This is a genomic window from Dietzia sp. UCD-THP, assembly GCF_000349585.1.
In the GTDB taxonomy this organism is placed as follows: domain Bacteria; phylum Actinomycetota; class Actinomycetes; order Mycobacteriales; family Mycobacteriaceae; genus Dietzia; species Dietzia natronolimnaea_A.
On sequence record NZ_KB714660.1, the window covers coordinates 37868 to 62029 of the forward strand.

21 protein-coding genes are annotated in these 24162 nt (G+C 71.8%); 15 read left to right on the plus strand and 6 right to left on the minus strand.

Going from position 1 to position 24162, the window contains the following annotated elements; translation table 11 throughout:
* Nucleotides 1-28: 28 nt before the first annotated feature.
* From H483_RS36515 to H483_RS36560, 10 genes are all read left to right on the plus strand, one after another.
* Entirely contained in the window at nucleotides 29-289 is a 261-nt protein-coding gene (locus tag H483_RS36515; RefSeq protein WP_017838353.1) for a hypothetical protein, read from the plus strand.
* Nucleotides 286-585, plus strand: a complete 300-nt coding sequence (locus H483_RS36520; RefSeq protein ID WP_017838354.1) for a monovalent cation/H(+) antiporter subunit G — start codon at nucleotides 286-288, stop codon at nucleotides 583-585. Before H483_RS36515 ends, H483_RS36520 begins: the two co-directional genes overlap by 4 nt.
* Entirely contained in the window at nucleotides 582-1583 is a 1002-nt protein-coding gene (locus H483_RS36525; protein ID WP_017838355.1) for a hydrogenase subunit MbhD domain-containing protein, read from the plus strand. The genes H483_RS36520 and H483_RS36525 overlap by 4 nt, the downstream gene beginning before the upstream one ends.
* A complete protein-coding gene (locus H483_RS36530; RefSeq protein WP_017838356.1) occupies nucleotides 1584-1907 on the plus strand; it encodes an NADH-quinone oxidoreductase subunit K in 324 nt (107 codons plus the stop codon). It abuts the gene before it with no gap.
* Nucleotides 1904-3412 (plus strand): complex I subunit 5 family protein, encoded by a 1509-nt coding sequence (locus H483_RS36535; protein WP_017838357.1) that lies wholly within the window; start codon nucleotides 1904-1906, stop codon nucleotides 3410-3412. The genes H483_RS36530 and H483_RS36535 overlap by 4 nt, the downstream gene beginning before the upstream one ends.
* The gene (locus tag H483_RS36540) at nucleotides 3409-4956 is read left to right on the plus strand and encodes a complex I subunit 5 family protein (RefSeq protein ID WP_017838358.1); all 1548 of its coding nucleotides are present in this window, start codon (nucleotides 3409-3411) and stop codon (nucleotides 4954-4956) included. The genes H483_RS36535 and H483_RS36540 overlap by 4 nt, the downstream gene beginning before the upstream one ends.
* Complete coding sequence (locus H483_RS36545) at nucleotides 4953-6752, plus strand: proton-conducting transporter membrane subunit (protein WP_017838359.1); 1800 nt, start codon at nucleotides 4953-4955, stop codon at nucleotides 6750-6752. The genes H483_RS36540 and H483_RS36545 overlap by 4 nt, the downstream gene beginning before the upstream one ends.
* The gene (locus tag H483_RS36550; RefSeq protein WP_017838360.1) at nucleotides 6749-7282 is read left to right on the plus strand and encodes a Na+/H+ antiporter subunit E; all 534 of its coding nucleotides are present in this window, start codon (nucleotides 6749-6751) and stop codon (nucleotides 7280-7282) included. The genes H483_RS36545 and H483_RS36550 overlap by 4 nt, the downstream gene beginning before the upstream one ends.
* Nucleotides 7283-7412: 130 nt before the next feature.
* Nucleotides 7413-8537: a TIGR03857 family LLM class F420-dependent oxidoreductase gene (locus H483_RS36555; protein ID WP_017838361.1), complete on the plus strand. Its 1125-nt coding sequence runs from the start codon at nucleotides 7413-7415 to the stop codon at nucleotides 8535-8537.
* Nucleotides 8534-9595 carry a phosphotransferase family protein gene (locus H483_RS36560; protein WP_017838362.1) on the plus strand — a complete coding sequence of 354 codons (1062 nt, stop codon included), beginning with the start codon at nucleotides 8534-8536 and terminating at the stop codon, nucleotides 9593-9595. The genes H483_RS36555 and H483_RS36560 overlap by 4 nt, the downstream gene beginning before the upstream one ends.
* A gap of 318 nt (nucleotides 9596-9913) precedes the next feature.
* On the opposite strand, the gene H483_RS36565 is transcribed toward H483_RS36560, so the two are convergent.
* Both H483_RS36565 and H483_RS36570 read right to left on the minus strand, forming a co-directional pair.
* Complete coding sequence (locus tag H483_RS36565; RefSeq protein WP_017838363.1) at nucleotides 9914-11440, minus strand: catalase; 1527 nt, start codon at nucleotides 11438-11440, stop codon at nucleotides 9914-9916.
* Between the two features lie 49 nt (nucleotides 11441-11489).
* A complete protein-coding gene (locus H483_RS36570; RefSeq protein WP_031265271.1) occupies nucleotides 11490-11936 on the minus strand; it encodes a Fur family transcriptional regulator in 447 nt (148 codons plus the stop codon).
* Nucleotides 11937-12087: 151 nt separating this feature from the next.
* On the opposite strand from H483_RS36570, the gene H483_RS36575 reads away from it, so the two are divergent.
* Together H483_RS36575 and H483_RS38290 are read left to right on the plus strand one after the other, a co-directional pair.
* Nucleotides 12088-12942 carry a universal stress protein gene (locus H483_RS36575; protein WP_017838365.1) on the plus strand — a complete coding sequence of 285 codons (855 nt, stop codon included), beginning with the start codon at nucleotides 12088-12090 and terminating at the stop codon, nucleotides 12940-12942.
* A 152-nt stretch (nucleotides 12943-13094) separates the two neighbouring features.
* On the plus strand, nucleotides 13095-14825 hold the full coding sequence (locus H483_RS38290; protein WP_081615249.1) for a VWA domain-containing protein: 1731 nt from the start codon (nucleotides 13095-13097) through the stop codon (nucleotides 14823-14825).
* A 51-nt stretch (nucleotides 14826-14876) separates the two neighbouring features.
* Here H483_RS38290 and H483_RS36580 read toward each other — a convergent pair whose 3' ends face one another.
* Nucleotides 14877-16484: a hypothetical protein gene (locus H483_RS36580; RefSeq protein ID WP_238556398.1), complete on the minus strand. Its 1608-nt coding sequence runs from the start codon at nucleotides 16482-16484 to the stop codon at nucleotides 14877-14879.
* Between the two features lie 45 nt (nucleotides 16485-16529).
* A complete protein-coding gene (locus H483_RS36585) occupies nucleotides 16530-17303 on the minus strand; it encodes a SurA N-terminal domain-containing protein (protein WP_017838368.1) in 774 nt (257 codons plus the stop codon).
* A 204-nt stretch (nucleotides 17304-17507) separates the two neighbouring features.
* Here H483_RS36585 and H483_RS36590 point away from each other — a divergent pair, with 204 nt between their 5' ends.
* Entirely contained in the window at nucleotides 17508-19052 is a 1545-nt protein-coding gene (locus H483_RS36590; RefSeq protein ID WP_017838369.1) for an MFS transporter, read from the plus strand.
* Nucleotides 19053-19330: 278 nt separating this feature from the next.
* On the opposite strand, the gene H483_RS36595 is transcribed toward H483_RS36590, so the two are convergent.
* Together H483_RS36595 and H483_RS36600 are read right to left on the minus strand one after the other, a co-directional pair.
* Nucleotides 19331-21400 carry an NADPH-dependent 2,4-dienoyl-CoA reductase gene (locus H483_RS36595; protein ID WP_017838370.1) on the minus strand — a complete coding sequence of 690 codons (2070 nt, stop codon included), beginning with the start codon at nucleotides 21398-21400 and terminating at the stop codon, nucleotides 19331-19333.
* Between the two features lie 82 nt (nucleotides 21401-21482).
* Nucleotides 21483-22589: a hypothetical protein gene (locus H483_RS36600; RefSeq protein ID WP_017838371.1), complete on the minus strand. Its 1107-nt coding sequence runs from the start codon at nucleotides 22587-22589 to the stop codon at nucleotides 21483-21485.
* A 247-nt stretch (nucleotides 22590-22836) separates the two neighbouring features.
* Between H483_RS36600 and H483_RS36605 the strand changes: the two genes are divergently transcribed.
* Complete coding sequence (locus tag H483_RS36605; RefSeq protein ID WP_017838372.1) at nucleotides 22837-23418, plus strand: CAP domain-containing protein; 582 nt, start codon at nucleotides 22837-22839, stop codon at nucleotides 23416-23418.
* A 138-nt stretch (nucleotides 23419-23556) separates the two neighbouring features.
* Nucleotides 23557-24105 carry a CAP domain-containing protein gene (locus H483_RS36610; RefSeq protein ID WP_017838373.1) on the plus strand — a complete coding sequence of 183 codons (549 nt, stop codon included), beginning with the start codon at nucleotides 23557-23559 and terminating at the stop codon, nucleotides 24103-24105.
* Nucleotides 24106-24162: the final 57 nt, after the last annotated feature.

Genomic DNA, 24162 nt, shown 5'->3' on the forward strand with positions numbered 1-24162 from the left:
CCGCGTCAAGGCCGGAGGGATCGTCGCCGTGGCCCCGGTGACCGTCGTCCTGCAGGCCCTGGTGATCGTGCTGGTGCTCAACATCCTGGCGTGCCTGGTCCGGGTGGTCCGCGGACCCGCCCCGCGGGACCGCGTGGCCGGGGTCGTCCTGGCCGGTACCACCGGGGCGGCGTCGCTGGCGGTGCTCTCGGTGATCGGCCCTCTTCCGTCGCTGCGTGACGCGGCGCTCGTCCTGGTGGCGCTGGCCCTGGTCCTCACCGTCACGATGGTCACCGCCCGCCCGCGATGAGTGGTGCGAGCGCCGTCCTCGACCTCGCGGTGGTCATCGCCGCCGTGCTCGGAGCCCTGTTCTTCACCGCCGGGACGGTCGGACTGCTCCGATTCCCGGACCTGCGCAGCCGCCTCCACGCCATCACGAAGGCGGACACCCTCGGGCTGGGGTTCGTGATGCTCGCGCTCTCACTCCGGGCGGACTCGGGCTGGGAGGTCGCCAAGTACGCCACCATCTGGGTGCTCGGGATGGCCGTCGCGGCCGTGGCCGCCACCCTGCTCGCCGCGGAGCCGGACCGGGGGGCGACGCCGTGATCGATACCGTGATCGATGCCGGCGCGGTCGACATCGTGGTGGGCGGCGCGGCCCTCGCCGCGGCCGCCGTGGCACTCACCGTGCGGGACCGCCTCACCGCGCTCGTTTCGTTCGTCCTTCTCGGCGGACTCCTCGCGCTCGTGTGGGCCGGGGTCCGCGCACCGGACGTCGCGCTCGCCGAGGCCGCCATCGGGACCGGGGTGACCGGCGCGCTTCTCGTGGACGCCGTGGCCGACCGCCGTCGGGGCACCGCCCCGCGGATCGGTCGCGCCGGCGTCGCGGTGTGGTCGGTCGGTGCCTTGATCGGCGCCGGGTTCGCCGCGCTGCTGCTGCGGGCGGTCCTCGCCTCGGACGGATCGGACCGCCACCCCCCGCTCAACGACACCGTCGCCGAGGCGATGGACACCACCGCCACGGGGCATCCCGTCACCGCGGTCCTGCTGGACTTCCGTGCCTACGACACGTTGCTCGAGGTCGCGGTGATCCTCGTGGCCGTGGTGGGGGCGTTCGCCCTGGCCTCCGTCGCGCCGCGGACACCGCGCTCCCCCGTGCCATGGGCTGTCGGGGACCGGGCCGGCGGGGCCGTGACCGGCCCAGTCCACCGTTCGCTCGCCGACTTCCTCCGGCTGGCCTCACCCGTCCTGCTCCTCCTCGCGGCGTGGCTCCTGTTCGCCGGTGCCTACCGCCCGGGCGGGGCGTTCCAGGGCGGGGCGGCCGTCGCGGGCGTGATGATCCTCGCGACCCTGGCCGGGGTGCCGCCCGGGATCCTGCACGGCAGCCGCGGCCGGTGGCTCGTGGTGGTCGGCCCCGCCGCGTTCCTCGCCGCCGGGGGCCTGGGACTGCTGCTGGCCGGCCACTGGCTTGCGATGCCCCCGGGGTGGGAGTCGGCGGCGACGATCGGCGTCGAGACCGCGCTCACCGTGTCCATCGGGGCGGGTCTGACCCTCATCTTCCTGGCGGTACGCAGGGACACCTCGCGGATCGGGGACGGGCGCTAGATGAGCTCCTTCGCGTGGTACTCGACCGTCGGCAGCGTCCTCGTGGCGTCGGGACTCGTGGTGATGCTGCTGGCCGCGGACCGCTTCCGCAGGCTCGTCGCCCTCAACGTGGCCGCCTCCGGCACGCTGGTGGTCCTGTTGGCCGTCGCCGGACGGGCGGAGGAACCCGACCCCGTCCCCCACGCCCTCGCGCTCACCGGCATCGTGATCACCGTGGCGTTCACCGGGCTCGGGGTCGTGCTCGCGCGCCGCATCGACGAGCTGGACGAGCCAAGCGAGCCAGACGAGCCAGGCGAAGAAGGCGACGGGGGGCGGGACCGGTGACCGCCCCCTCCGCCGCGGCGGCGTTGGTGCCGGGCGTCGTGTTGCTCCCGTTGGCGGCGGCGGTCCTCGTCGTCGTCGTCCCCACCGCCGCCCGGCGGGTGATCGGACTGATCGCGGCGCTCCTCACCGCCGCGACGGGGATCGCGGTGGTGGCTCTGGTCGTCGCGCACGGGCCGCTCGCGGTGTCCCTCGGCGGACACCGACCCCCGCTCGGCATCTCGCTGCGCGCGGACGGGATCAGTGCAGCGTTCCTGCTGCTCTCCGCGGTGGTCGGGGCCGTGGTGTCGGTCCACGCAGCGGCTCACCCTCCCTCGACCGGCGTCACCGGGTCCAGGGACTGGTTCTGGCCGACGTGGCTGCTCGCGTGGTCGGGCCTGGCGGCGGTGTTCGTCTCGGGCGACCTGTTCAACCTGTACGTCGCCCTGGAGATCGTCGGCCTCGCGGCAGTCCTACTGGTCGCCTTGGGCGGACCGGACGCCTGGCGGGCGGCCTTCCGCTACCTCATCGTGGCGGTCGCGGGCTCACTGCTGTTCCTACTGGCTCTGACGCTCGTGTACTCCGCCACCGGGACCCTCGACCTCGCGCTCGCGGGCGAGCGTCTGGCCGGGTCGGACGACGGCCCCCTCCTCACGGCCGTCCCGGCGCTGACGATGGCGGGCATGGCACTCAAGTCGGCGGTGTTCCCGCTCCACGGGTGGCTGCCCGGGGCCCACGGGCAGGCCCCGGCGGCGGTGAGCCCGATCCTGTCGGGCCTCGTGGTCAAAGCGTCGTTTGTCGTCGCCATCCGAGTGTGGACCGAGGTCGCCGGTCCCGTCACCGGCGTGGCGGTGGTGATCGGCGTCGCGGCGGCCGGGTCGATCCTGTGGGCCGGCCTGGCCGCCCTCCGCGCCACCGGGTTCAAGCGGCTCGTCGCGTACTCCACCGTCTCCCAGGTCGGATACCTGTTCCTCTTCTTCCCGCTCGCCGCCGCCGCCGACCGGCAGGGGATCCCCGCGACGGTGGCCCTGGGCGCGGCGGTGACCCTCGCCGTGGCGCACGGGCTCGCCAAGTCTGCCCTCTTCCTGGCCGCGGGCATCTTCAAGGAGCAACTCGGGAACGACCGGATCGACTCCCTCACCGGGCGGGGCGCCGAGCTGCCGGTGGTGACCATGGCGATAGGGATCTGCGCGGTCAGCCTGGCCGGGCTCCCCGTGACTCTCGGCTTCGCCGGCAAGTGGCAGCTGCTCTCCGCTGCCGTCGAGGTCCGGGCCTGGTGGATCGTGGCGGTGGTTGCGGCGGGCACGCTCGTGGCCGCCGGGTACCTCCTGCGCCCACTGCAGGCCCTGCTGACCGGGGCGGCCGAGGACGGCATCGACTCCGCACCGCACCGGGCGCGCCCCGCCCCGCCCCGCGTCGTGACCGTGCTCCCCCTCCTGCTCGCGCTGGTGACCGTCGGCGCGACCTTCGCCTCCGTCCCGCTCGCCGAGCTCGCGACCGTCGGCCTGACCCCGGGGGTCCAGCCGTGACCGACCTCGTGGACCTCCTGCCGGGCAGCCTGCTCGTCCTGGCGCCGCTGGCGATCTCGCTCGTCACCGCCGTGGCCGTCTTCCTCATCCCCGAGGGGGGAGTCCGCTCGAGATCGACCGTCAACCTCGGCGCCGCCGCGGTCAAGCTGGGACTCATCGCGCTGATGGTGCCGGTCGTGGTGGGCGGGGCCAGGCCCGAGTGGCGGACCGCGCTGCTGCCGGGGATCGACTTCGTCCTGCGCATCGAGCCCCTGTCCCTGCTGTTCGCGGGACTGTCGTCCCTGCTATGGCTGCTGACCACCGTGTACGCCATCGGATACCTCGAGGACCGCCCGCACCGCAGCCGGTTCTTCGGGTTCTTCGCCCTGTGCGTGACCGCGACCGTCGGGATCGCCTTCTCCGGGAACCTCGTGACGTTCCTGCTGTTCTACGAGCTGCTCACCCTGGTCACCTACCCACTGGTGGTGCACAACGGCACCGCGGCCGCGCGACGCTCCGGCCGCCTCTACATGCTGTACACGCTCGGCGGTGGGCTCAGCCTGCTCACCGGGATCGTCTGGCTCTCCGCCCTGGTCGGCGACGTCGAGTTCACCCCGGGCGGGGTCGAGGCGGTGGGCGCGCTCGCGGCGGACTCGCCGGCCACGGCCGTCGCGATCTTCGCCCTCATGGTCGCCGGCCTGGGCGTCAAGGCCGCGCTGTTCCCCCTCCACGGCTGGCTGCCCCGCGCGATGGTCGCGCCCGCACCCGTCAGTGCCCTGCTCCACGCGGTGGCCGTGGTCAAGGCGGGCGTGTTCGGCCTGGTCCGCGTGATCGACGATGTCTACGGCGTGGAGGTGGCCTCCGCTCTCGGGGTCCTCACGCCCCTGCTCGTCCTGGCCTCCTTCACCGTGCTCTACGGATCGGTACGCGCGCTCTTCCAGGACGACCTCAAGAAGCGACTCGCCTACTCGACCGTCAGCCAGGTGTCCTACATCACGCTGGGGATCACCCTGGTCACCGCGGTGGGCACCGCCGGCGGACTGGCCCACCTCGTGCACCAGGGCCTCATGAAGATCACCCTGTTCTTCTGCGCGGGGTTGTTCGCCGAGGTCCTGGGGATCAAGACCGTCTCGGCCCTGGCGGGACTGGGCCGACGCATGCCGTGGACGTGCGCGGCGTTCACCGTCGGCGCGTTCGGCATGATCGGTGTGCCCCCGGTCGCGGGGTTCATCTCCAAGTGGGAGCTGGGGCTCGGGGCGCTCGACTCGGAGAACCAGTGGGTGGTCTGGGTCCTGGTCGCCAGCGCGGTGCTCAACAGCGCGTACTTCCTGCCCCCCGTCGTGGCCATGTGGTTCCGACGCGCTGAAGAATCGCGCGGGGAGTCGCACCAGGATTCGCCGGAGGTGCCCGACTACCGACGCCGGCGGGGGCTCGAGGCCCCGGCCGCCCTCCTCGTCCCCGCGGTCATCACCGCCGGACTCTCCCTGGCCGTCGGGATCGTCGCCGCCGCCCCCTACGCCCCGCTGGCCATGGCCACCTTCATCGCGCGAGGGGTGTTCCCGTGACCACCACGCTGTGGACCGCGACCTTCCTGCTCCCCCTGCTGGTCGCCGCGGGGCTGGGGATCCTGGCCACGAGCCGCGTCATCGGCGAGGTGGGCGGCCGCGCCATCGGCGGGGTATCAGTGCTACTGGTCCGCCTGGCCCCCCTCACGTGCCTGCCCGCGATCCTGCTCACCGTGGCCCCCGGGGCGGGCGGGGGCATCCCGATCGACGTGCCGTGGCTGCTGGTGGGCACCCACCTCGAACTCGACGCACTCGGCCGGCCGCTGGTGCTGGTGTCCGCACTGCTCTACGGCTCCGCCCTGGCCGCGGTCGCGTGGACGGCCACGGACCGCAGCCGCGACCTCGTGGCGTTCCTCCTGATCTGCCACACCGGCACCACAGCGGTGTTCACCGCGGCCGACGCGGTGACCTTCTACCTCGGATACGCGGTGATGAGCTTCGCCGCCTACGGGTTGGTCGTGCACTACCGGACCGAGTCGGCGATGCGGGCGGGGCGCGTCTACCTGGTGCTCACCGTGGTGAGCGAGACCGCCATCCTCGCCGCGATCCTCATGGTGGCCGCCGCGGGCGGGACCCGGCTCGCCGACGCCCCGGCCGCCGTCGCCGCCGCGCCGAACACGGGGGTGATCGTCGCGCTGCTGCTGGTCGGGTTCGGCGTGAAGGCCGGGACGCTGCCGCTGCACGTGTGGCTCCCGCTCGCCCACCCGGCGGCGCCGCCCGCCGCGAGCGCGGTCCTGTCCGGCGCGATGGTCAAGGCCGGCCTGGTGGGGTGGCTTCGATTCCTCCCCCTCGGGGAGGTCGCCCTGCCCGGGTGGGGACTGACCCTGGTCCTGCTGGCGCTGGGCGGGGCGTTCCTCGCGGTCCCGGCCGGCGAGCTCCAGAAGGACCCCAAGGTGGTGCTGGCCTACTCCACCATCAGCCAGATGGGGTTCCTCGCCGCGCTCGTCGGGGTCGCGCTCGCCGCACCCGAACTCGCGCCGGCGGTCGCGCCGGCCGCCGTGACCTACGCCGTCCACCACGCGCTAGCCAAGGGCGCGCTGTTCCTCGGTGTCCCGGTGTGGAAGCACCACGCCCGGGGAGTCAGACGGTGGATCGTCGTGGTGGGGCTGGTCGGGGCCGGGCTCGCGGTGGCCGGGGCCCCGTTCAGCTCCGGCTCGGTGGGCAAGTACGCCGCCAAGTCCGCCGTCGGCGAGGCCACCGTCCTGGGGATGGACCTCGTCACCCTGCTCCCCCTCATCGCGACCGGGTCGACGCTGCTCCTCCTGCGCTTCGGGTGGCTGCTCGCGCACGGAGAGCCGGAGACCCGCCGGCGTGGGGACGCCGAACTCGCCGCCTGGCTGGTCCTGGTGGCCGGCGGGATCACACTGCCCTGGATCGTCACCGACCTCTGGCTACCGGTCGGGACGGTCCCCGGCCTCGACGCCGTGACCCTGTGGGACGCCACCTGGCCGATTCTGCTGGGATTGGCGATCGGCGGGCTGGCCTGGTGGCTGTCCGCGCGGGACATCCTGCCCGGGTGGGCCGCCCACCCCGACGGCCGCACTGTCCCACCCGGTGACCTGGTCGTCCCCGAGGAACGGCTCGTCCGGTCGGCGATGGCGTTCACACGGTCGGCGGCCGTGGGTCCGCGTCGCGTGATCGAGCAGGCCGCCGCACGCCTGACCGCGCATCATCCCGCCGACAGGGCGGGTCGCGGGGTCGACACGATCGAGGCGCTCCTACGGTCCCGCGCCGGACGCGGCCTGCTCCTCCTCGGGCTGGCCACGGTCCTCGTGGCCGCGGAGGTGGCCTCATGATCCGCTACGCCCGTTCCGGGATCGTCCGGTTCCTGCCGCTGCTGCTCCTGTGGTGGGTCCTCGCCGAGGGTGACCCGCGGTTCTGGTACTACGGGCTCGCGGCGGCCGTGGCGGCGACGGCTCTGAGCCTCCGGGCGATCCCACCGGCGCGCGACCGGACCGGTCGGCGGCCGTGGGCGGCGCCGCAGTTGGCGGGGTGGTTCCTGCTCCAACTCCTGCGTGGCGGCGCCGACGTGGCCCGCCGGGCGCTGGACCCCCGCATGCCCATCTCCCCACACACACTGCGGCTCCCGATCCGGTCCGGGACACCCGCCGGTCGCCGCCTGGCGCTGTGGATGATCAACCTCATGCCCGGCACCCTTGTGGTGGACGAGGGATCGGACGAGGACCAGGGGACGGACGAGGGCGAGGGTTCCGACGACGACGAGGCCACGGACTGGGTGGAGTTGCACGTGCTCGCGGAGAACATCGACGCGGCCCACGCGTGGGCCGGACTCGAGCATCGCCTGGGGCGCATCTTCGGGAGCTGACCCGGAGCGGGCGGAGCTGGCGAGGCGCGCGGTTCAGGACGCGCCGATCGGGCCGGCGGACCTCCGGCGGCGGGGTAACGTGACACGTGTCACTTTTCCGCCTGTTGCTCCGTCCTGCCGAAGGGCACGCATGACCTACGACGACCCCGCCCTGCCGCTCATGCCCGAGCTCGCCTGCTACGGCCTGGCCGGACACAGCGCGTCGCCGGCCGACCTCATCGTCGAGGCGGCCCGGGCGGAGGAGCTGGGGCTCGGATCGATCCTCCTGTCGGAACGGTTCGCCCTCAAGGACGCGGCGGTCATGGCGGGTGCCGCGGTCGCTGCGACCACCCGGATCGGCGTGGGGACCGCCGCGACCAACCACAACACCCGGCACCCGCTCGTCACCGCGACCATGGCCACCACGCTGCACCGGATGTCCGGCGGTCGGTACGCCTTCGGGCTGGGCCGCGGCATCCCGCTGCTGTTCGACATCATGGGCCTGCCGCACGTCACCTCCGCGCAACTCGAGGACGCGGTGGGCATCTACCGCACGCTGTGGCGGGGCGGATCCGTGGTGGGCCACGACGGCCCGGCGGGCAGCTACCCCTACCTCGTCCAGGACTCGTCCTTCGACGAGGACGTCCCGGTTCTGCTCATGGCCATGGGAGACAACTCGCTCCGGCTCGCCGGACGGATCGCCGACGGCGTGGTCCTGCACACCTTCATGTCCGACGCGGCCGTCGCCAGATCCGTCCGGCTGGTCCGCGAGGCCGCCGAGCGGGCGGGCCGCGATCCGGCGCAGGTGAGGATCTGGTCGGTGATGGCCACCATCGAGGACTCGCTCGACGAGACCGCGCGCCTGCGCAAGCTCGTCGGTCGCCTGGCCACCTACCTCACCGGGTACGGCGACGTGCTGGTCCGGGTGAACGGCTGGGACCCGGCGGGCCTGGAACGGTTCCGCGCCGACGAGCGCCTGTCCGCGCACTCCGGGGCGCTCGACGCGACCGACGACCTCGACATCCTGCGCCACGCCCGCGAGGTGCTGCCCGACGAGTGGGTGGCCTGCGCGGCGGTCGGCAGCGCAGACCACTGCGCCGACCGCATCGAGGGGCAGCTCGCGCTCGGCGCGGACTCCGTCGTCCTGCACGGCGCCACCCCGGACGAGCTCGCCCCGGTCCTGGCCGCCTGGCGCCGGCGGCGCGACCCCCGCCGGTTCGACCGCCTCGCCACCAACCCCGGACGATTCCTCCTGCGGAAGGACCCCCAGACATGACCGGTGTCGAGTCGAGCGCCCCCGTGGTCTGTACGCCGGAGGAGGTGACGGCGCAGTGGCTCACCGCGGCGCTCGGCACCGAGGTCAGGTCCGCGCGGACCGAGGCCGTGGGGACGGGGCAGATCGGCTGCTGCGTGGTCGCCCACGTGGACGGTGACGGGCTGCCTCCGACGCTGTTCGTCAAACTCCCGAACCCCGACGAGGGCATGCGGCCGCTCCTGCACGGCGTCTACCGCAGCGAGGTCCTGTTCTACCGTGACCTGGCGCCGACCGTGGCCGTGCGGGTCCCTCGGGCCCGGTTCGCGGTTCTCGGGGAGCGGGAGGGCGACTTCACGCTCGTGCTCGACGACGTGTCACCGCTGGTCCAGGGCGACCAGCTCACCGGACTGACGATCGACGACGCCCGCGACTGCGCGATCAACCTCGCCGGACTGCACGGACCACGCTGGTGCGATCCGACACTGCGCGGCATCGACGGGCTCTCCTGCCCGTCGGTCGAGGACAACGTCACCCTGCAGGAGCTCGGCGGGCCGGCGCTGGAGGCGTTCCTCTCCGAGTTGGGGGACAGGCTCGAGGACGACGAGCGGCGGATCCTGTCCGAGATCGCGCCGCTGATCGCCGACTGGGCCAACGGGCGGTCCGATCGCTACACCCTCTTGCACGCCGACTATCGCGCCGACAACATGCTGATCGACCCCTCGGGGCAGCGGCCGTCCCTGGCCTGCGACTGGCAGACTCTCACCGTGGGGCTGCCCGGGCGGGACCTCGGCGGTTTTCTCGGATCCAGTCTGGACGTCGCCGACCGCCGGGCTGCCGAGCGGGGGATCGTGGCCGATTATCACCGCGCGCTCGTCGGCTTCGGGGTGGCCGACTACTCCCTCGACACCTGCTGGGACGACTACGTGTACGGGTTGCTCCAGACCCCGGTCCTCGGGATCTTCGGCTGGATGTACGGCACCCGGACCGAGCGCGGGGACGAGATGTTCGCCCTGCTCATGCGGCGGGCCTGTCGGGCCATCGCGGACCATGACGCCCTCGCCGTGGTCCGCGGCGGTTGACCCAGCGCTCCGCAGACCCCCTGCCCCGACGCCCCCAACCGGGTGGCGCGTCGCCTATGCCACCGCCCGGCCGCCCCCGCCGGGTTGCGCGTCGCCTATGCCCGCTCGTCGATGACTCGCGCTGCCGCAATGGACCATTTCGGGCGCGTAACCGATAAAGCCCAGCGGAGGCGCGACCGTTCAGGCCCGGCGGAAGAGCGGCCCCGCGCACGGGAAGGGCCCGACCCCGCTCGTCGCGGGATCGGGCCCCGTACCGCAGTCGTGCCGGGCTCGCCGTGCACGTTTGTGCTCAGCTCACCGTGCTCGGCTACCGCGTCGTCACTCCTGGCGACGGTGGTTACCGCGCGGCCCGGACTCGACGCCGGCCTTGACCGCCTCGCACAACCCGGGGTCCACAGCGGCCCAGTAGGCGTACACGCGCTCGAGGAGCTCGGTCTCCGACGGATCGATCTTGCTCACGTGGCCCGCGATGTTAGACGACAGCCGCTCGCGGGCGGCGTCGTCGAGGACCTCGCGGTACAGCGTCGTGGCCTGCGCCTGGTCGGTGTCGTCGGCGTGCGGCGACACGTCCCCACGGTAGATCTCCGAGCCCTTGGTGTCCCAGTCACCGAAGTCGAACGCCTGGGCCTTGTCCGCGGCCGGGCCGTCGAGGGTGTTGGGGGCGTACTCCGCCTGCGCCGGGTGCGGGAACTCGTACTGCATGGCGCCCTCCTTGGAGTAGGAGTTCACCGGCGAGAGCGGGCGGTTGACCGGAACCTGCTGGTAGTTGGCACCGATGCGGTACCGCTGGATGTCCGGGTACGCGAAGACACGGCCGAGGAGCATCTTGTCCGGGGAGAAGCCGATGCCCTTGACGATGTTGGTCGGCGCGAACGCGGCCTGCTCGATCTGGGCGTGGTGGTTCTGCGGGTTCCGGTTAAGCGTCATGGTGCCGATCTTGCGCAGCGGGTAGTCCTTCTGCGACCAGACCTTGGTGAGGTCGAACGGGTTGAAGCGGTAGGTCGCCGCCTCGTCGACCGGCATCACCTGGACGTGCAGGTCCCACGACGGGAACTCACCCTTGCCGATGGACTCGTAGAGGTCCTGGCGGTGGTAGTCGGCGTTCTCACCGGCGAGCTTGTCGGCCTCGTCCTGGGTGAGGAAGTCGATGCCCTGGTTGGTCTTGAAGTGGAACTTGACCCAGTGGCGCACGCCCGCGGCGTTGATGAACTGGTAGGTGTGCGAGCCGAAGCCGTCCATGTGGCGCCAGGTGGCGGGGATCCCGCGGTCGCCCATGAGCCAGGTGACCTGGTGGGTCGACTCCGGGCTCAGGGTCCAGAAGTCCCACTGCATGGCGTGGTTCCGCAGGCCGGAGGCGTTCTTGCGGCGCTGCGAGTGGATGAAGTCCGGGAACTTCAGGGCGTCGCGGACGAAGAAGACCGGCGTGTTGTTGCCGACCATGTCGTAGTTGCCCTCGTCGGTGTAGAACTTCAGCGCGAAACCGCGCGGGTCCCGCCAGGTGTCCGGGCTGCCCTTCTCCCCGGCGACGGTGGAGAAACGGGCGAGCATCGGGGTCGTGACGCCCTTCTGGAACAGTCCGGCGCAGGTGATGTCCGAGACGTCCTCGGTGGTGACGAACTCGCCGAAGGCGCCCGAACCCTTGGCGTGGGGAAGACGCTCGGGGACGTTCTCGCGGTTGAAGTGGGCGAGCTTCTCGATCAGATAGAAGTCGTGGATCGGCTGCGGACCGAGTTCGCCGAGCCGGGCGCTGAACTCGTCGCTCGGGACCGGCTGACCGCTGTCGGTGGTGCTGGCGGAGTTGGGCTGGAAGTCGCGTACGCCTCGATCGGCGGGATGCGTGGTCACGTCTGGTGCTCCTCGATGTGATGGGGTGTTGGGCGATGTGGCCTGGGTCTCAATCTTCACCGAGACGGCCACCGCCCGCCTGACATTCGGGACATGTGCCCCAGTAGTTGACCTCGGCCTCGTCGATCAGGAAGCCGTGATCATGGTCCGCCTGCAGGCAGGGCGCATGCCCTACCGCGCATTCGACGTCCTCGATCCGGCCACACTGCCGGCACACGAGGTGGTGATGGTTGTCCCCGGTGCGACGCTCGTACCGCGCCGGGGACCCGGCCGGTTCGATACGACGCATGAGGCCGACGTCGGTGCACACGCGCAGCGCGTCGTAGACGGTTTGCGTGGACACCGCGCCCAGCCGTTCCCGGACCAGTACCGCGACGTCCTCGGCCGCGATGTGGGGACGACTGTCGACGACGGCGAGGACCGCCAGCCGGGGGGAGGTGACCCTCAGCCCGGCCGACCGGAGCTGCGCTCCCGGGTCCTGCACTTCCGTCGTCATGCCACCCACTGTAGCCAACTAATTGGAACTAGTCCAGAAAAGGACTGGTTCCGTTTTGGTAACGGCGACGATCGCCGCGATCAGCTCTCTCCTCCGCCCCGGCGCCCGCCGACTAAGCTGGCCCACGACGCCGAAACCGCAGGAGGACGCCATGACGGAGACCGCCACCGGACCGGTCGTATGCGGCTACGACGGCTCGCGGGATGCCCGCCGGGCCGTGTCCTGGGCCGCGACCTGGGCACGTGACCATCACACGACTCTCGAGGTGATCTCCGCCGACCGTGCCGTGGGCCGCGTCGTCGCCTTTGACGAGACCGCCCGGGCGAACGTCGAGGGCGCCATGCGGGACCAGCTGGCCGACCTCGTCGGACAGGTCCCCACGACCTACCGCGTCGTGGCGGACAGTCCCGTCGGCGCACTCGTCGAGTCGACCGGATACGCCTCGGCGATCGTGATGGGCAGCCGCGGCCTGACGGCCCGCGAGGACTTCGCCATGGGATCCACCTCCGCCGGGGTGGTCGAACATGCCAGGTGCCCCGTCCTCGTGATCACCCCGCGCACGCCCGAGGGCCACGACAGCGGCCCGGTGGTGCTGGCCGCCGACGGGTCCGAGGCCGGGGACCCGGCCGCAAGGTTCGCCTTCGCCGAGGCCGAACGCCGCGGCGCCACCCTGCGGGTCATCCACTCCGTCGAGGCTCCCCGCCTGCCGGGCGCGTCGCTGTTCGACCTCGATCAGCTCGCGGAGGATGTCCTCGCCGAGGACGAGAAGGCCGTCGCCGACGCCCTCGCCCCACACGAGGCCCGACACCCGGGAGTAGCCGTCGACCTGGTCCTCGTCGTCGGCGAACCCGCCACGACCATCGCCACGGAGGCCTCGGGAGCCGCCCTCTTGGTGACCGGGTCGCGCGGCCACGGCGGGTTCGCCGGACTGTTGCTGGGATCGGTCAGCCGACGCCTGCTCCAGACGGCACCGTGCGCTGTCGCCGTGGTCCGCCCCACCGACTGAGTCACCGCGAGTCACCCCGACCCCTCCGTCGTCGTCCCGGCCCGCCCCGCCCGGCCCTGCCCCGCGAGGCGATTGCACACGCGCGCGCTCCACGCCGATTGTCAGACGTTCGAGGGACAGACGGCGGCACCGTGCGCTGTCATCATCACGGGATGCGCCCTGCTCCTCCCGCTCGGGACGGTCGACCTAACCGCTACGGCCGCTCCCGTACCCGGAGTTCGAGGGTTGCGGCCTGCGCGGCCGTCGCGCTGGCGCTGGGCCTGTCCGCGTGCGGTTCGCCCGGTGATGACGGCCCGACCGAGAACATCGACGCAGCTCTGTCCACGGGCGTGCCCACCGTCCTCGTCGTGGACGCCTCGGCGTCGATGCTCATCGACGACGCCCCCGGGCCTCGGATCGATGCCGCGAAGGCCGCGGCCGACGGGCTAATCGGTGTGCTCCCGGACGACGCCGTCCTGGGCCTGGTCACGTATGGCACCTCCACCGATGACGCGCCCGGATCCCAGGAGGCGGGATGCCGCGATGTCACCACGCTCGCCGAGCCCGCTCCCATCGGTGTCGACGAGCATCGGGGAACTCTCTCCCAGCAGGTCGATGCGCTTGATCCGAGCGGTTACACCCCCATCGCCGAGTCGCTCCGGCAGGCCGCCGGACTGCTCCCCGAGGGGGACTCCGCGGTGATCGTCATCTCCGACGGCGAGGACAGCTGCGGAGACCCGCCGTGCGAGGCCGCCGCCAAGCTCCGTGAGCAGAATCCGAGACTCCGGATATCTACCGTCGGGTTCAAGACGGCCACTCCGGAACTGGCGTGCATCGCCCGCACCACCGACGGGCTCTTCGTCACCGCCGACGACGCCGACCAGCTCGCCACCCGACTGATGGCGGCCCGCGACATCGACGGCAACTCGGCGGTGCTGACCCCCACGGGCCTCGGCGGGATCGATCTGGGAACCCACTACAACGACATCGTGGGGACCCACCCGGATTTCCCGGCCCAGTCAGCCGGCACGGCCGACGGCGAGGACACGATCATCACCTACGTCGACTGCGACTACCTCTTCGACTCCTCCGGCACTGTCATCGAGATCCGACCCCACGATGGCCGCACCGTCGACGGCCTCGCCGTGGGCGATCAGGTGAGCAGGGCGGTCGAGTTGTATGGCGAGCCCGTGGAGGCTACCGACGGGACCACCCGCCTGTTCGCCGCGAGCCGTGAGGCCGGAACTGCCTGGAAGATAACCGCCGACGGTGATCGAATCTCCCGAATCGTGCTGTGTCGATGCCTGCCGGGCACCGGGGCTTCCTCAGCGGCGGGCTCGGGCTCCGGCGCAACCCATAGGTCGACCACGATTAGCGGCCAGACCGAGATCGTCGTGTACAACCCGTACCTTTACGACGGATCGCTCGCGCCCGGCTTCGGCGAACTGGACGGAGAGGTCGACGCTTGGGGCTGCGGCCCCATGGACGAGGACCTGTTCCGATGCGGTCGCATGTACACGGACGGCTCCATCTACTTCTGCTCCACCGACGGCTCCACCGCATGGTGCCCGTCCCGGCACTCCACCGGTGAACTGGAGTTCACCCGCCACGCCCGTGTCCAGATTCTCGACGGAAGCTACGACCCGCGGAGCGGCACTGAACCTGTGCCGGTCTACGTGGACCTCACGAACGGCGACCGATGCTGGTTCCATGTGCAACTCGGCAACATCAGGATGGACGCCACTGAACGGTTCCTCTGCCCGGGTGAGCAGTGGCTCTGGGAGCCCGCCGGGGGCAAGGTCTTCGCCAACACCACTGGGACATGGACAGCCTTGAAGGCACCGGGTTCGAGTTCGGCGCCATTCGAAAAAGTGACGGTGGCCCGTGCTGTATTCATTGACTAACCGTAGGCCGGATGGGGCTCCGGTCGACCGGGCGGCTGGAGTGTCGGAGGCTCAGGCGGGGCCGATCCGGAGCATCCGGGTGAGGGTGGGTTGCCACATCACTCCTGCCCCGTCTCCGCGGGAGACGACGGTGCCGGTGAGCTCCATCGGCTCGTCCAGCGGAGCCACGCCCACGAACGTTCGGGCGACCTCCATGCCAGTTTCCACATCCGTCGAGGTCACGTCGACCGGGCCGAACTTCTGTGCCAGCCCCTGATCCAGTGCGGGGTGCACGCCGGGCGGGCCGTAGGCCAGTGCGTGAATCTGTCCGTCACCCGTGGTGAGCTTGGGCAACGAGGCGGTGCGCGCGAGCGAGGTCCACGCCCGTGAGCAGGCGCCCTCCACACCCCCGGCCCCGTCCGTGCGCACGTCGATGCGGGTCATGCCGCCCGTGTACGGCGCGGAGGCGGGCGCGGCCGGTCCGTCGACGGCGAACGGCGGGTACTCGTATCCGTACGTGTTGACCAGCACGAGCGCATCCCCGACCGCGATGATCGAGTTCTCCGTGGCGGCTGGCCCCTCGATCAGTACCCCGTCCGGGGCGGCGGAGGCCGGTGCGAGCGACGTGGCGAACGCCGGCATCCTGCACACTTCGGCGCCGTCGGTTCGGCGCAGGACGATCAAATCCGGATGCTCGGCGTCATCGGTGATCGCCACCAGCGAGTCACCCGGCCCGAAGTACGTGGGCGTGGTGCCCGACCCGTGCGCGAGCAGGCCGGGCTTGCGTGCCGGGCCCACCTCGTAAGCGTGCCGCCACCGCACCTGCGGGGTCCCGTCGGGCGCCAGGTCCACCTCGTACAGCGCACGGGTGGTGATCACCGAGGCGCCGCCCGGCCGGACGGTCAGCCCGTTGGTGATCCTCTCCCCTGCCGGCAGGGCGAGGGTGCGCACGGTGTCGTCGTCGCCGGGAAGTACGGTTCCCACCACCCCGCCGGAGGTCGCGAACCAGATCCGCCCGTCGAACGCGGGGATCAGGCCGGTCACCGCGTCCCCGTCCGGGACGCCCGCCGAGAGGTCGGCCAGGACCTCGACCGACATCCGCCAGGTGCCATCCGGGTCGCGACGGTGCCCGACCGCGAGGAGCCTGCGGTTGCCTTCGGCCACCACCACCCGGTCGCGCTCGTCGAGGTAGCCGTACACCCCACCGAGCAGTGCGCCCTTGGCCAACTGCACCTCCGCCAGCACCACCGCGGTCTCGGGGTGGAACAGCTTGACCGTCGGCGCGAGCGGGGTCGGCGGATGGAGTCCCACGTACGAGGTGCACAGGGCGACGGGCATGCCGTCCGTGCCCACGAACACGGTGGAACACGTGGCCCCGGTCAGGGCACCCACGACGGCGGGGTCCGCCCCCGGCCCGCGACCCGGCATCGTGTCGGTGGAGGCCACGTCCCCGTGGACCGTGGAGGTACCGCCGGGGCCCAATCCGGGCGGCGCGGCCGGCGACTGATCAGTGTCCGACCGGGCCGGGACCGGCTGAGCCGCGGCCGACGAGGCGCTCAGGACGACAAGGCTCGTCACTGCCGCCACAAGCGTCGCCGTCCGTGCCGCCGTCCGCGCCGCTGCGGAGGTCGCGCTGACTGCCGCGGCGCCAGCCGCGAGGATCCCGCCCGGTGCGCCCATGGAACCGATTCCACCACGGACCCCCGCGCCTCGCGGCCGGTTCCGCTAGAGGTGCTCGGTCACGTCCGCACCCTCGCGCAGTTCCTCGGAGAGCGTCTGCATGGCCTGCGCCTGCTGCTCTGCGACCAACTGCTCCTCGACCTCGTCGCGGACCTGCTCGAGCGGGGGCAGTCCTCCACCCGCCTGACCGCCCGACATCGCCTGCTGCTGGGCCAACTGCTGGTAGGCGGCCTCGATCTCCTCGTCCGTCGCGGAGAACTCGCCGTACTCGTCGACGATGAGCTTCTCCACGAGAAGTTGCTTCTCGATCTGCTCCATCACGTCGTCGCGGTCCATCCCCTGCTCGCCCATCGCGGCGAAGAACTCGTCCTCGCTGGCCTGGTTGGCCTCGGCGAATCCGGCGAGCGCGGTGTCGACCTCGGCGTCCGAGACCTCGAGTCCGCGCTCCAGCGCCTCCTGCCGCAGCAGCTCGCTCCCGACCAGCCCCTCGAGGGTCTGCGACCGGAGCTGGTCCTCGTCGACCGGCTGGCCGGTCATCTGCGCCTGCATGGCCATCTGCTGATACTGGCCCTCGAAGACGGTGACGAACTCGTCCTTGCTGATCTCCGTGCCGTTGACCTCGGCCACCGGATCCGGGATGTCGTCGAGGTTCGGGCCCGCGCCGTCCTGCGCGGGGTCGGACTGCGGGTCCGCCTGTTCGGTCGCGGCGGTCGGTTCGCCCTGCGCGGCGTCGTCGCCGTCGCCCGGGGCACCGCAGCCCGCGGTGACGAGCACGGCTCCCGCAGCGACCGCGACCAGCCTCCTCGTGTTCTTCAGCACTCGATCTCCTGACGTTGATGGGTGCATCAGTCCGCCGAGGCTACACATCGGACTTAGGCGGGACCTGTGCGCGGGAGCTGTGCACGGGAGCTGCGTGCGGGACCCATACGCGGGAGCTGTGCGCTGGACCCGTGAACGCGCGCGGGTGCGCCCGCCGCTCGCCGGTCGGCCGCCCCCGGTCGAACCAGGGCTACCATCGCCCGGGTGACCGACCACCCCGTGACTCCCGCGGCCGAACCGCCCGTGAGCGCGGCGCGGGTCCTCACCACACTGATGGTCCCGCTGTTCATGGCGCTGCTCGCCCTGTCGGTCATCAACGTGGCGCTCCCCGTGATCGGCCCGGCTCTCGAGGCCGGGTCCACCGGGCTGCAGTGGGTGGTCTCGGGCTACGCGCTGTCGTTCGGCCTGCTGCTGGTGCCGTCGGGACGACTCGGGGACGCGACCGGCCGCAAGCGGATCTTCCTCGCCGGCGTCGCCGTCTTCACCGCCGGGGCCGTGATCGCCGGGCTCGCCCAGAGCATCGAGATGCTCAACGCCGCGCGGGTGGTGCAGGGCATCGGGTCCGGGATGCTCAATCCGCAGACCTTCGGGCTCATCCAGAAGTATTTCCGCGGAGCGGCCCGCGCCCGCGCGTTCGCCACCATGGCCACCACGGTCTCGGTGGCCACGGCCTCGGGCCCCCTGGTCGGTGGCCTGCTCATCGAGGCCCTGGGCGACGACCTGGGGTGGCGCGCGATGTTCTTCGTCAACGTGCCGCTCGGCGTGATCGCCCTGGTGCTGGGCCAGAGATGGCTGCCCGACGACCGCGCGCTGCCCTGGACCGACCGCGACGGCCACGACGTCGGCGGATCGAGAGCGCGCGCCGGCACGCTGGCCTACCTGGAGGACGACGACGACACCGTGGTCCCCGCCCCCGCCGCCCCGCCCACGCGTCCCAGGCGTCTGGACGTGGACCCGGTCGGCATCGTGCTGCTCGGGGCGGCGGTCCTCTCGGTGATGCTGCCCTTCCTCAACCGCGGTGCGAACCCCGCGATGTGGGCCCTGGTCCCGCTCGGGGTGGCCCTTCTGGGGGCCTTCGCCTGGTGGGAGCGCCGCTACGAGCGCATCGGTCGACCGCCGCTGGTCAATCCCGAGATCTTCCGGGATCCGGCGTTCCGCAACGGCATGATCATCGTCTCGATCTACTTCATGGGCGGGACCAGTCTGTGGATCGTCATGCCCATGTACCTGCAGTTCCACCTGGGGTACGCGCCGATCGATTCCGCCCTGGTGAGCCTTCCCGCCTCGATCTGCGCCGCGGTGTCCGCGCAGGTGGCGGGGCGCTTCGTGCTCATGCTCGGGCGGCGGTTGGTGATAGTGGGGTTCTGCCTCACCCTCACCGCGCTGGCCACGTTCATCCTGCTCGCGGGCCTGGTGGAGTCCGGTGCGGTGGGGTACCTGATCTTCATGGCGCCCGCCGCGCTGATGGGTACCGCGCAGGGCATGACCATCTCGCCCAACCAGACGCTCACGGTCCGCGCGGTCGACCCCGCGTACGGCGGGGTGGCCGGCAGCATCATCTCGCTGGGTCAGCGCATGGGCACCGCGATCGGCACGGCCGTGGTTCCCGGCGTGCTGTTCTGGATCGTCGAGTCGCAGGACGACTGGCTGCTGGCGTTCCGGGCGGCGCTGGGACTGATCGCCGCGTTGGCGGCGGGAGCGCTGGCGTTCAGCATCGTCGACCGCCGCCGGGAGAAGCGCTGCGCCTGACCAGGGCAGCCCCTCTACGCGGGCTCCGGTACCCACCCTTCCCCCGCTTAGCGGACACCCCGCCCCGGCCCCACCACGGTTGGCTGTGGTTGGCGGACACCCCGCCCCGGCCCCACCGCGGTTGGCTGTGGTTGGCGGACACCCCGCCCCGGTCGGCGGACATCTGATGCGAAGGACGGCCCGCCGGACACGAATTCTGTCCGCCACGTGAGGGACGGGGTCCGCCAGGCAGGGGGACGGGGTCCGCCAGGCGGGGGGACGGAGGCAGGGGCGGATGCTCAGAGGGTGGCCGCGAGCTCCACGCCCTGCTTGATGGCACGCTTGGCGTCCAGCTCTGCGGCCACGTCCGCGCCGCCGATCACGTGGACCCCGGGTCCGCGGTTCCCCGCACCCCGGGCCCGGGTCAGCTCGTCCGCGAGATCGCGCACCGACTCCTGGCCCGCGCACACCACGACAGTGTCCACGGGTACGAGCCGCGGCCTGCCGTCGCTGTCGAAGATGTGCAGCCCGTCGTCGTCGATCTTCTCGTAGGTGACCCCGGTGTACTGGTTCACGCCGCCGGTCTTGAGTTCGGCGCGGTGGACCCAGCCGGTCGTCTTGCCCAGGCCCTTGCCGATCGAGGTGGTCTTGCGCTGGAGCAGGTGCACCTCGTGCGCGGGCTCCTCCAGGACGGCGGTGCCCAGTCCCGAGCGTTCGACGGCCGGGTCCACCACACCCCAGTGACGCTTCCAGGCCTCTACGTCGGTGGAGTGACCGTGGGCTCGGCGGCCGTCGAGAGCCAGCCCGGGCCCGCCGGCGAGGAGGAACTCGGACACGTCCACACCGATCCCGCCGGCGCCGATCACCGCCACCCGACGCCCGGGCCTGCGGGCACCGGTGAGCAGCTCGGGGTAGGTCATGACCATCGGATGGTCGCCACCGGGGATCGTGATCTCCCGCGGGCGGACGCCGGTGGCCACCACGACGTGGTCGACGTCCCCCAGGTCCGCGGCAGCGACTCGTCGGCCCAGGTGGACGGGGACCCCCAGAACGTCGAGGCGTCGGCTGAAGTAGGCCAGGGACGCCGCGAACTCCTCCTTGCCCGGAACGCGCATGGCGTAACGGAACTGCCCGCCGATCTCGTCCTCGGCCTCGAACACCTCCACGGACAGACCCCGCGTCGCGGCCGCCTCCGCGCAGGCCAGACCCGCGGGACCCGCGCCGACCACCGCCACCCGCCGGCGCGAGGGCGCCACGGTGAGCAGCAGTTCGGTCTCCCGGCCCGCGCGGGGGTTGACCAGGCACGACGCCCGCTTGTTGGCGAAGGTGTGGTCGAGACACGCCTGATTGCAGGCGATGCAGATGTTGATCTCGTCCGCCCGCCCCTCGGTGACCTTGGCCGCGAACGCCGGGTCCGCCAGCAGCGGCCGCGCCATCGAGACCAGGTCGGCCTGCCCGGTCGCGAGGATCTGCTCGGCCACGTCCGGGGTGTTGATGCGGTTGGAGGCGATCACCGGCACGCCGACGGTCTGCTTGAGCCGGGCCGCCAGATCGACGAACGCCGCGCGGGGCACCGAGGTGACGATGGTGGGGATGCGCGCCTCGTGCCATCCGATCCCGGTGTTGAACACGTCGGCGCCCGCGGCCTCGAGTCGCTGGGCGAGCTCTGCGGTCTCGTCCCAGGTCTGGCCGCCCTCGACCAGGTCCAGCACGCTGATGCGGTACTGGATGAGGAAGTCCGGTCCCACCTCGGCCCGGATCCGTCGGACGATCTCCTCGGGGAAGCGCATCCGCTTGCTCGCGGTGCCGCCCCAGGAGTCGGTGCGCTGGTTGGTGCGGGCGGCGAGGAACTGGTTGATCAGGTAGCCCTCGGAGCCCATGATCTCGACCCCGTCGTACCCCGCACGCCGCGCCAGCCGCGCGGCCCGCACCCAGTGGTCGATGGTGCGCTCGACGCCGCGGGAACTCAGGCCGCGCGCCGTGAACATGCTGATCGGGGACTTGGTGGACGAGGCCGAGCGGACGAACGGCTGGTAGCCGTACCGCCCTGCGTGCAGGAGCTGGAGCAGGATGTGCGAGCCCTCGGCGCGGACGGCATCGGTGAGCGCGCGGTGCTTGTCCGCCATCCGCCGACTGGCCATCATCGACCCGGCGGGGAGCAGCCAGCCCTCGATGTCGGGCGAGAACCCGCCGGTGACCATCATCGCGGCGCCGCCGCGGGCCCGCTCGACGAAGTAGGCCGTCAGTTCGGGCAGGTGCTTGCTCCGGTCCTCGAGCCCGGTGTGCATCGACCCCATGACCACGCGGTTGCGCAGCGTGAGAGGCCCGACGGCGAGGGGGCTGGTCAGATGCGGGTGGCTGGAGCTCATGGGGCCCATTGTGCCCTGCCGGAGGCCGACCTTACCCACGGGTAAGGTCGTGTCGCGCGGGAGCCCGAACGCGGCACCGCGATCAGTAGCGCAGTATCGCGCCGACGGAATTGCCGTGCGGGAGCGCCTCGAGCACCACGAGCCGCCCGGACGTGGCGCAGGTGTGGCCCACGGCGTCGTCGAGGTCCCCCGGCTGATCCTCCGGTCGGCAGATCGCCCCGGTGAGGATCAGGGTCTCCACCCGACCCTCCGCGGCGGCGGCGACGATCTCCCTCGGGTCACTGATCCCGAGGCCGGTCCCGAGCGCCTCGCCGAACCGCTCGGTCGCCGCGGCGGCGTCGGCGATGAGGGCCGGCTGCACGAGCGGCCACGCCTTCTCCTTGAGCTCCGCACCGTCGAGATGATCGGGGTTCCCGGCCACCACCTGGTCGAGCAGGTGCGGGTAGGACAGCTCGCTCCTGAGCATCGGGTGATGCTCGGCCACCGAGGCCAGGACGAGCGGTCGTCGCTCCTGCCCTGCGAGGAGCTCGTCGATCCCCGTGGCCACCTGGCGGAAGAACTTCTCGAGCATCACGCGGTCCACCTCACCCCCGGCGCCGTGTCCGTGGAAGGCGGCGGTGCCCCCGGCCGCCGCCTGGTGCTGGAGCTGGGGCTCGCGCTCGGTGCGACCCTCCGCGTCCTCCATCGACGCCGGTGCGGTGCCGATGTCCCGCTCGTGGACCGACCCCCGGGTGGCCTCGAACAGTCGCACCGAGTTCTGGCTCAGGGCCAGGATCAGGAACTCGCCGTCGGCGATCGCGGCCGGGACCAGAGGACGGACGGCGAACGAGTCGGACACGTGGACCGTCTCCGGCATCTCGGTGTCCACACGGAAGACCCGCGCGATCCCCGGGGCGGCATAGAGGGCCAGGCCGTGCGCCGTGTGCTGCCAGAAGGGGTCCTCGTTCCCCAGCTCCCGCAGCGGCGCGAGCAGCTCGGCGGCCTCCTCGGCCGGGGTGCCCCGGGTGACCAGCTCGGACTGCGCGCGGTCGAGCAGAGAGCGCAGCCTCATCGGCCCCTCCCGGGTCTCCGGCCCGCCGCGGTGGGTCGGCATGAAGACCGACACCGCGGGACCGGATGCGGTCCCGAGTGCCTGAAGATCGTCGGCGGTGATCGGATCGATGTTCCGGGTGCGTTGGATCGGCGTCATGGTTCCGACCGTAACGCCGATCACGGTTCGGTGCCGGGGGTCGAACCGATCGTTGCCAGTCGGAGATGTGTGGGCGCCTCCACCCCGGCTCCACCCCCCGGCTCAACCCTGTCGCCCACTACAGGCGATGTAACGGATTTGACTTATGAGACGAAAGATGCGTAAGTGAACTCACGGCAGTAGTCTTGCCGTCAACGATCCCCGCCGGGCCCGGCTCCGGCCGCCGCCCGAGGAAAGGACAACCCACGTGCGTCATCCCATTCGCTCCGCCGTCGTCGCCGGCGCTTCGGCCCTGCTGCTCGCCACCGGCGCGGGCACCGCGTCCGCCCAGGGGTCCCTGGAGCTCGCCCTCCCGTTTCCCCTGGACATCCCCGGCCTGGCCTCGCTGATCCCGGGCGCGACCGCACCGGGGGCCGCGACGGTGGCCGCACAGGACGCTCCTCTCGTGGTGGTCCCGCCCGAGGTCGCGCGGAAGGCGTTCGAGGGCAGCGTCGTCGCCGGGGTCAACGAGGCGCGCACCGCGGTCGGCGCCGAGCGTCTGGTCACCGATCCGGCCCTGTCCGTCGAGGCCGAGGTCCGCGCGGACCAGCTGGCCGCCGGCGACCCCACGACCGGCGACCTCCCGGTCCCCGAGAGCGGCGAGACCCGGGACCGCACTGTGCTGACTCTGCCCCCGGAAGCCACACCGCAGAACGTGCTCACCGCCATGCTCACCGACACGGGCATGCGCGAACGCATGCTGGACGGCGAATTCGCAAAGGTCGGGGTGGGCACCGCCACCGACGGGGACGGAAGAATCCACGTAGTGCTGGACTTCGAACGGGGGTGACCGCGCCGGCGCACTGCCGGTTAACAGTGTGAAAATACGGCTAGATTTCCCAAGTCCTCTAGCCCGGAACGGTGTTGGTCTCTACCGTGGCTCCTGCACGCCCTCCCCCTCGGGACGTGCAGGAATGGAGTCCCTCCCGTGCGCCGAACTTCCCCTCGTTTCGTCAAGCCCCTCGCCGTTGTCGCCGCCGCCACCATGGCGGTCGGCGGACTCGGAGTTCCCGCCGCGTCCGGGCAGCAGTTCCTCGTCCCGGGGTCGTCCTTCGGGGTCGCCATCGGCGGCGGCGGTGGCACCGCCCCGGCACTCGATCCCACGAGCGCCGAGTACCGCCAGCAACTCCACGACGCCACCAACGCGGCCCGGGTCGCCAACGGCCGCGCGCCGCTGCCGTCCAATGACGCGCTCGTCCAGTTGGCCACCGCCTGGAGCCAGGTCCAGGCGGCGGAAAACCGGATGTACCACAACCCCGACCTGCGCAACCAGGTTCCCAGCGGCGCCACCCGCTGGTCGGAGAACGTGCTCCAGAACTGGCGCAACGCCACCCCGCAGCAGCTCGTCAACCAGTGGATGGCCTCGACCGGACACCGGATCAACCTGCTGCGCACCGATCACACCTCCATGGGCATGGGCGTCGCCGTGGCCGGCGACAACCGGCTCTACGCCACGCAGGTGTTCATCCGCAGCTGACCCGGGCCCGGGCCGGCGCTCATCGGCCCGCGCTCGTCGAAAAGGACGTTCCGCACA

What these genes read in the sequence shown, in the direction of transcription:
- H483_RS36520 (WP_017838354.1), top strand. Translation starts at nt 286, where the DNA reads ATGAGTGGTGCGAGCGCCGTCCTCGACCTCGCGGTGGTCATCGCCGCC.
- H483_RS36530 (WP_017838356.1), top strand. Translation starts at nt 1,584, where the DNA reads ATGAGCTCCTTCGCGTGGTACTCGACCGTCGGCAGCGTCCTCGTGGCG.
- H483_RS36550 (WP_017838360.1), top strand. Translation starts at nt 6,749, where the DNA reads ATGATCCGCTACGCCCGTTCCGGGATCGTCCGGTTCCTGCCGCTGCTG.
- H483_RS36555 (WP_017838361.1), top strand. Translation starts at nt 7,413, where the DNA reads ATGACCTACGACGACCCCGCCCTGCCGCTCATGCCCGAGCTCGCCTGC.
- H483_RS36560 (WP_017838362.1), top strand. Translation starts at nt 8,534, where the DNA reads ATGACCGGTGTCGAGTCGAGCGCCCCCGTGGTCTGTACGCCGGAGGAG.
- H483_RS36570 (WP_031265271.1), bottom strand. Translation starts at nt 11,936, where the DNA reads ATGACGACGGAAGTGCAGGACCCGGGAGCGCAGCTCCGGTCGGCCGGG.
- H483_RS36575 (WP_017838365.1), top strand. Translation starts at nt 12,088, where the DNA reads ATGACGGAGACCGCCACCGGACCGGTCGTATGCGGCTACGACGGCTCG.
- H483_RS38290 (WP_081615249.1), top strand. Translation starts at nt 13,095, where the DNA reads ATGCGCCCTGCTCCTCCCGCTCGGGACGGTCGACCTAACCGCTACGGC.
- H483_RS36580 (WP_238556398.1), bottom strand. Translation starts at nt 16,484, where the DNA reads ATGGGCGCACCGGGCGGGATCCTCGCGGCTGGCGCCGCGGCAGTCAGC.
- H483_RS36595 (WP_017838370.1), bottom strand. Translation starts at nt 21,400, where the DNA reads ATGAGCTCCAGCCACCCGCATCTGACCAGCCCCCTCGCCGTCGGGCCT.
- H483_RS36600 (WP_017838371.1), bottom strand. Translation starts at nt 22,589, where the DNA reads ATGACGCCGATCCAACGCACCCGGAACATCGATCCGATCACCGCCGAC.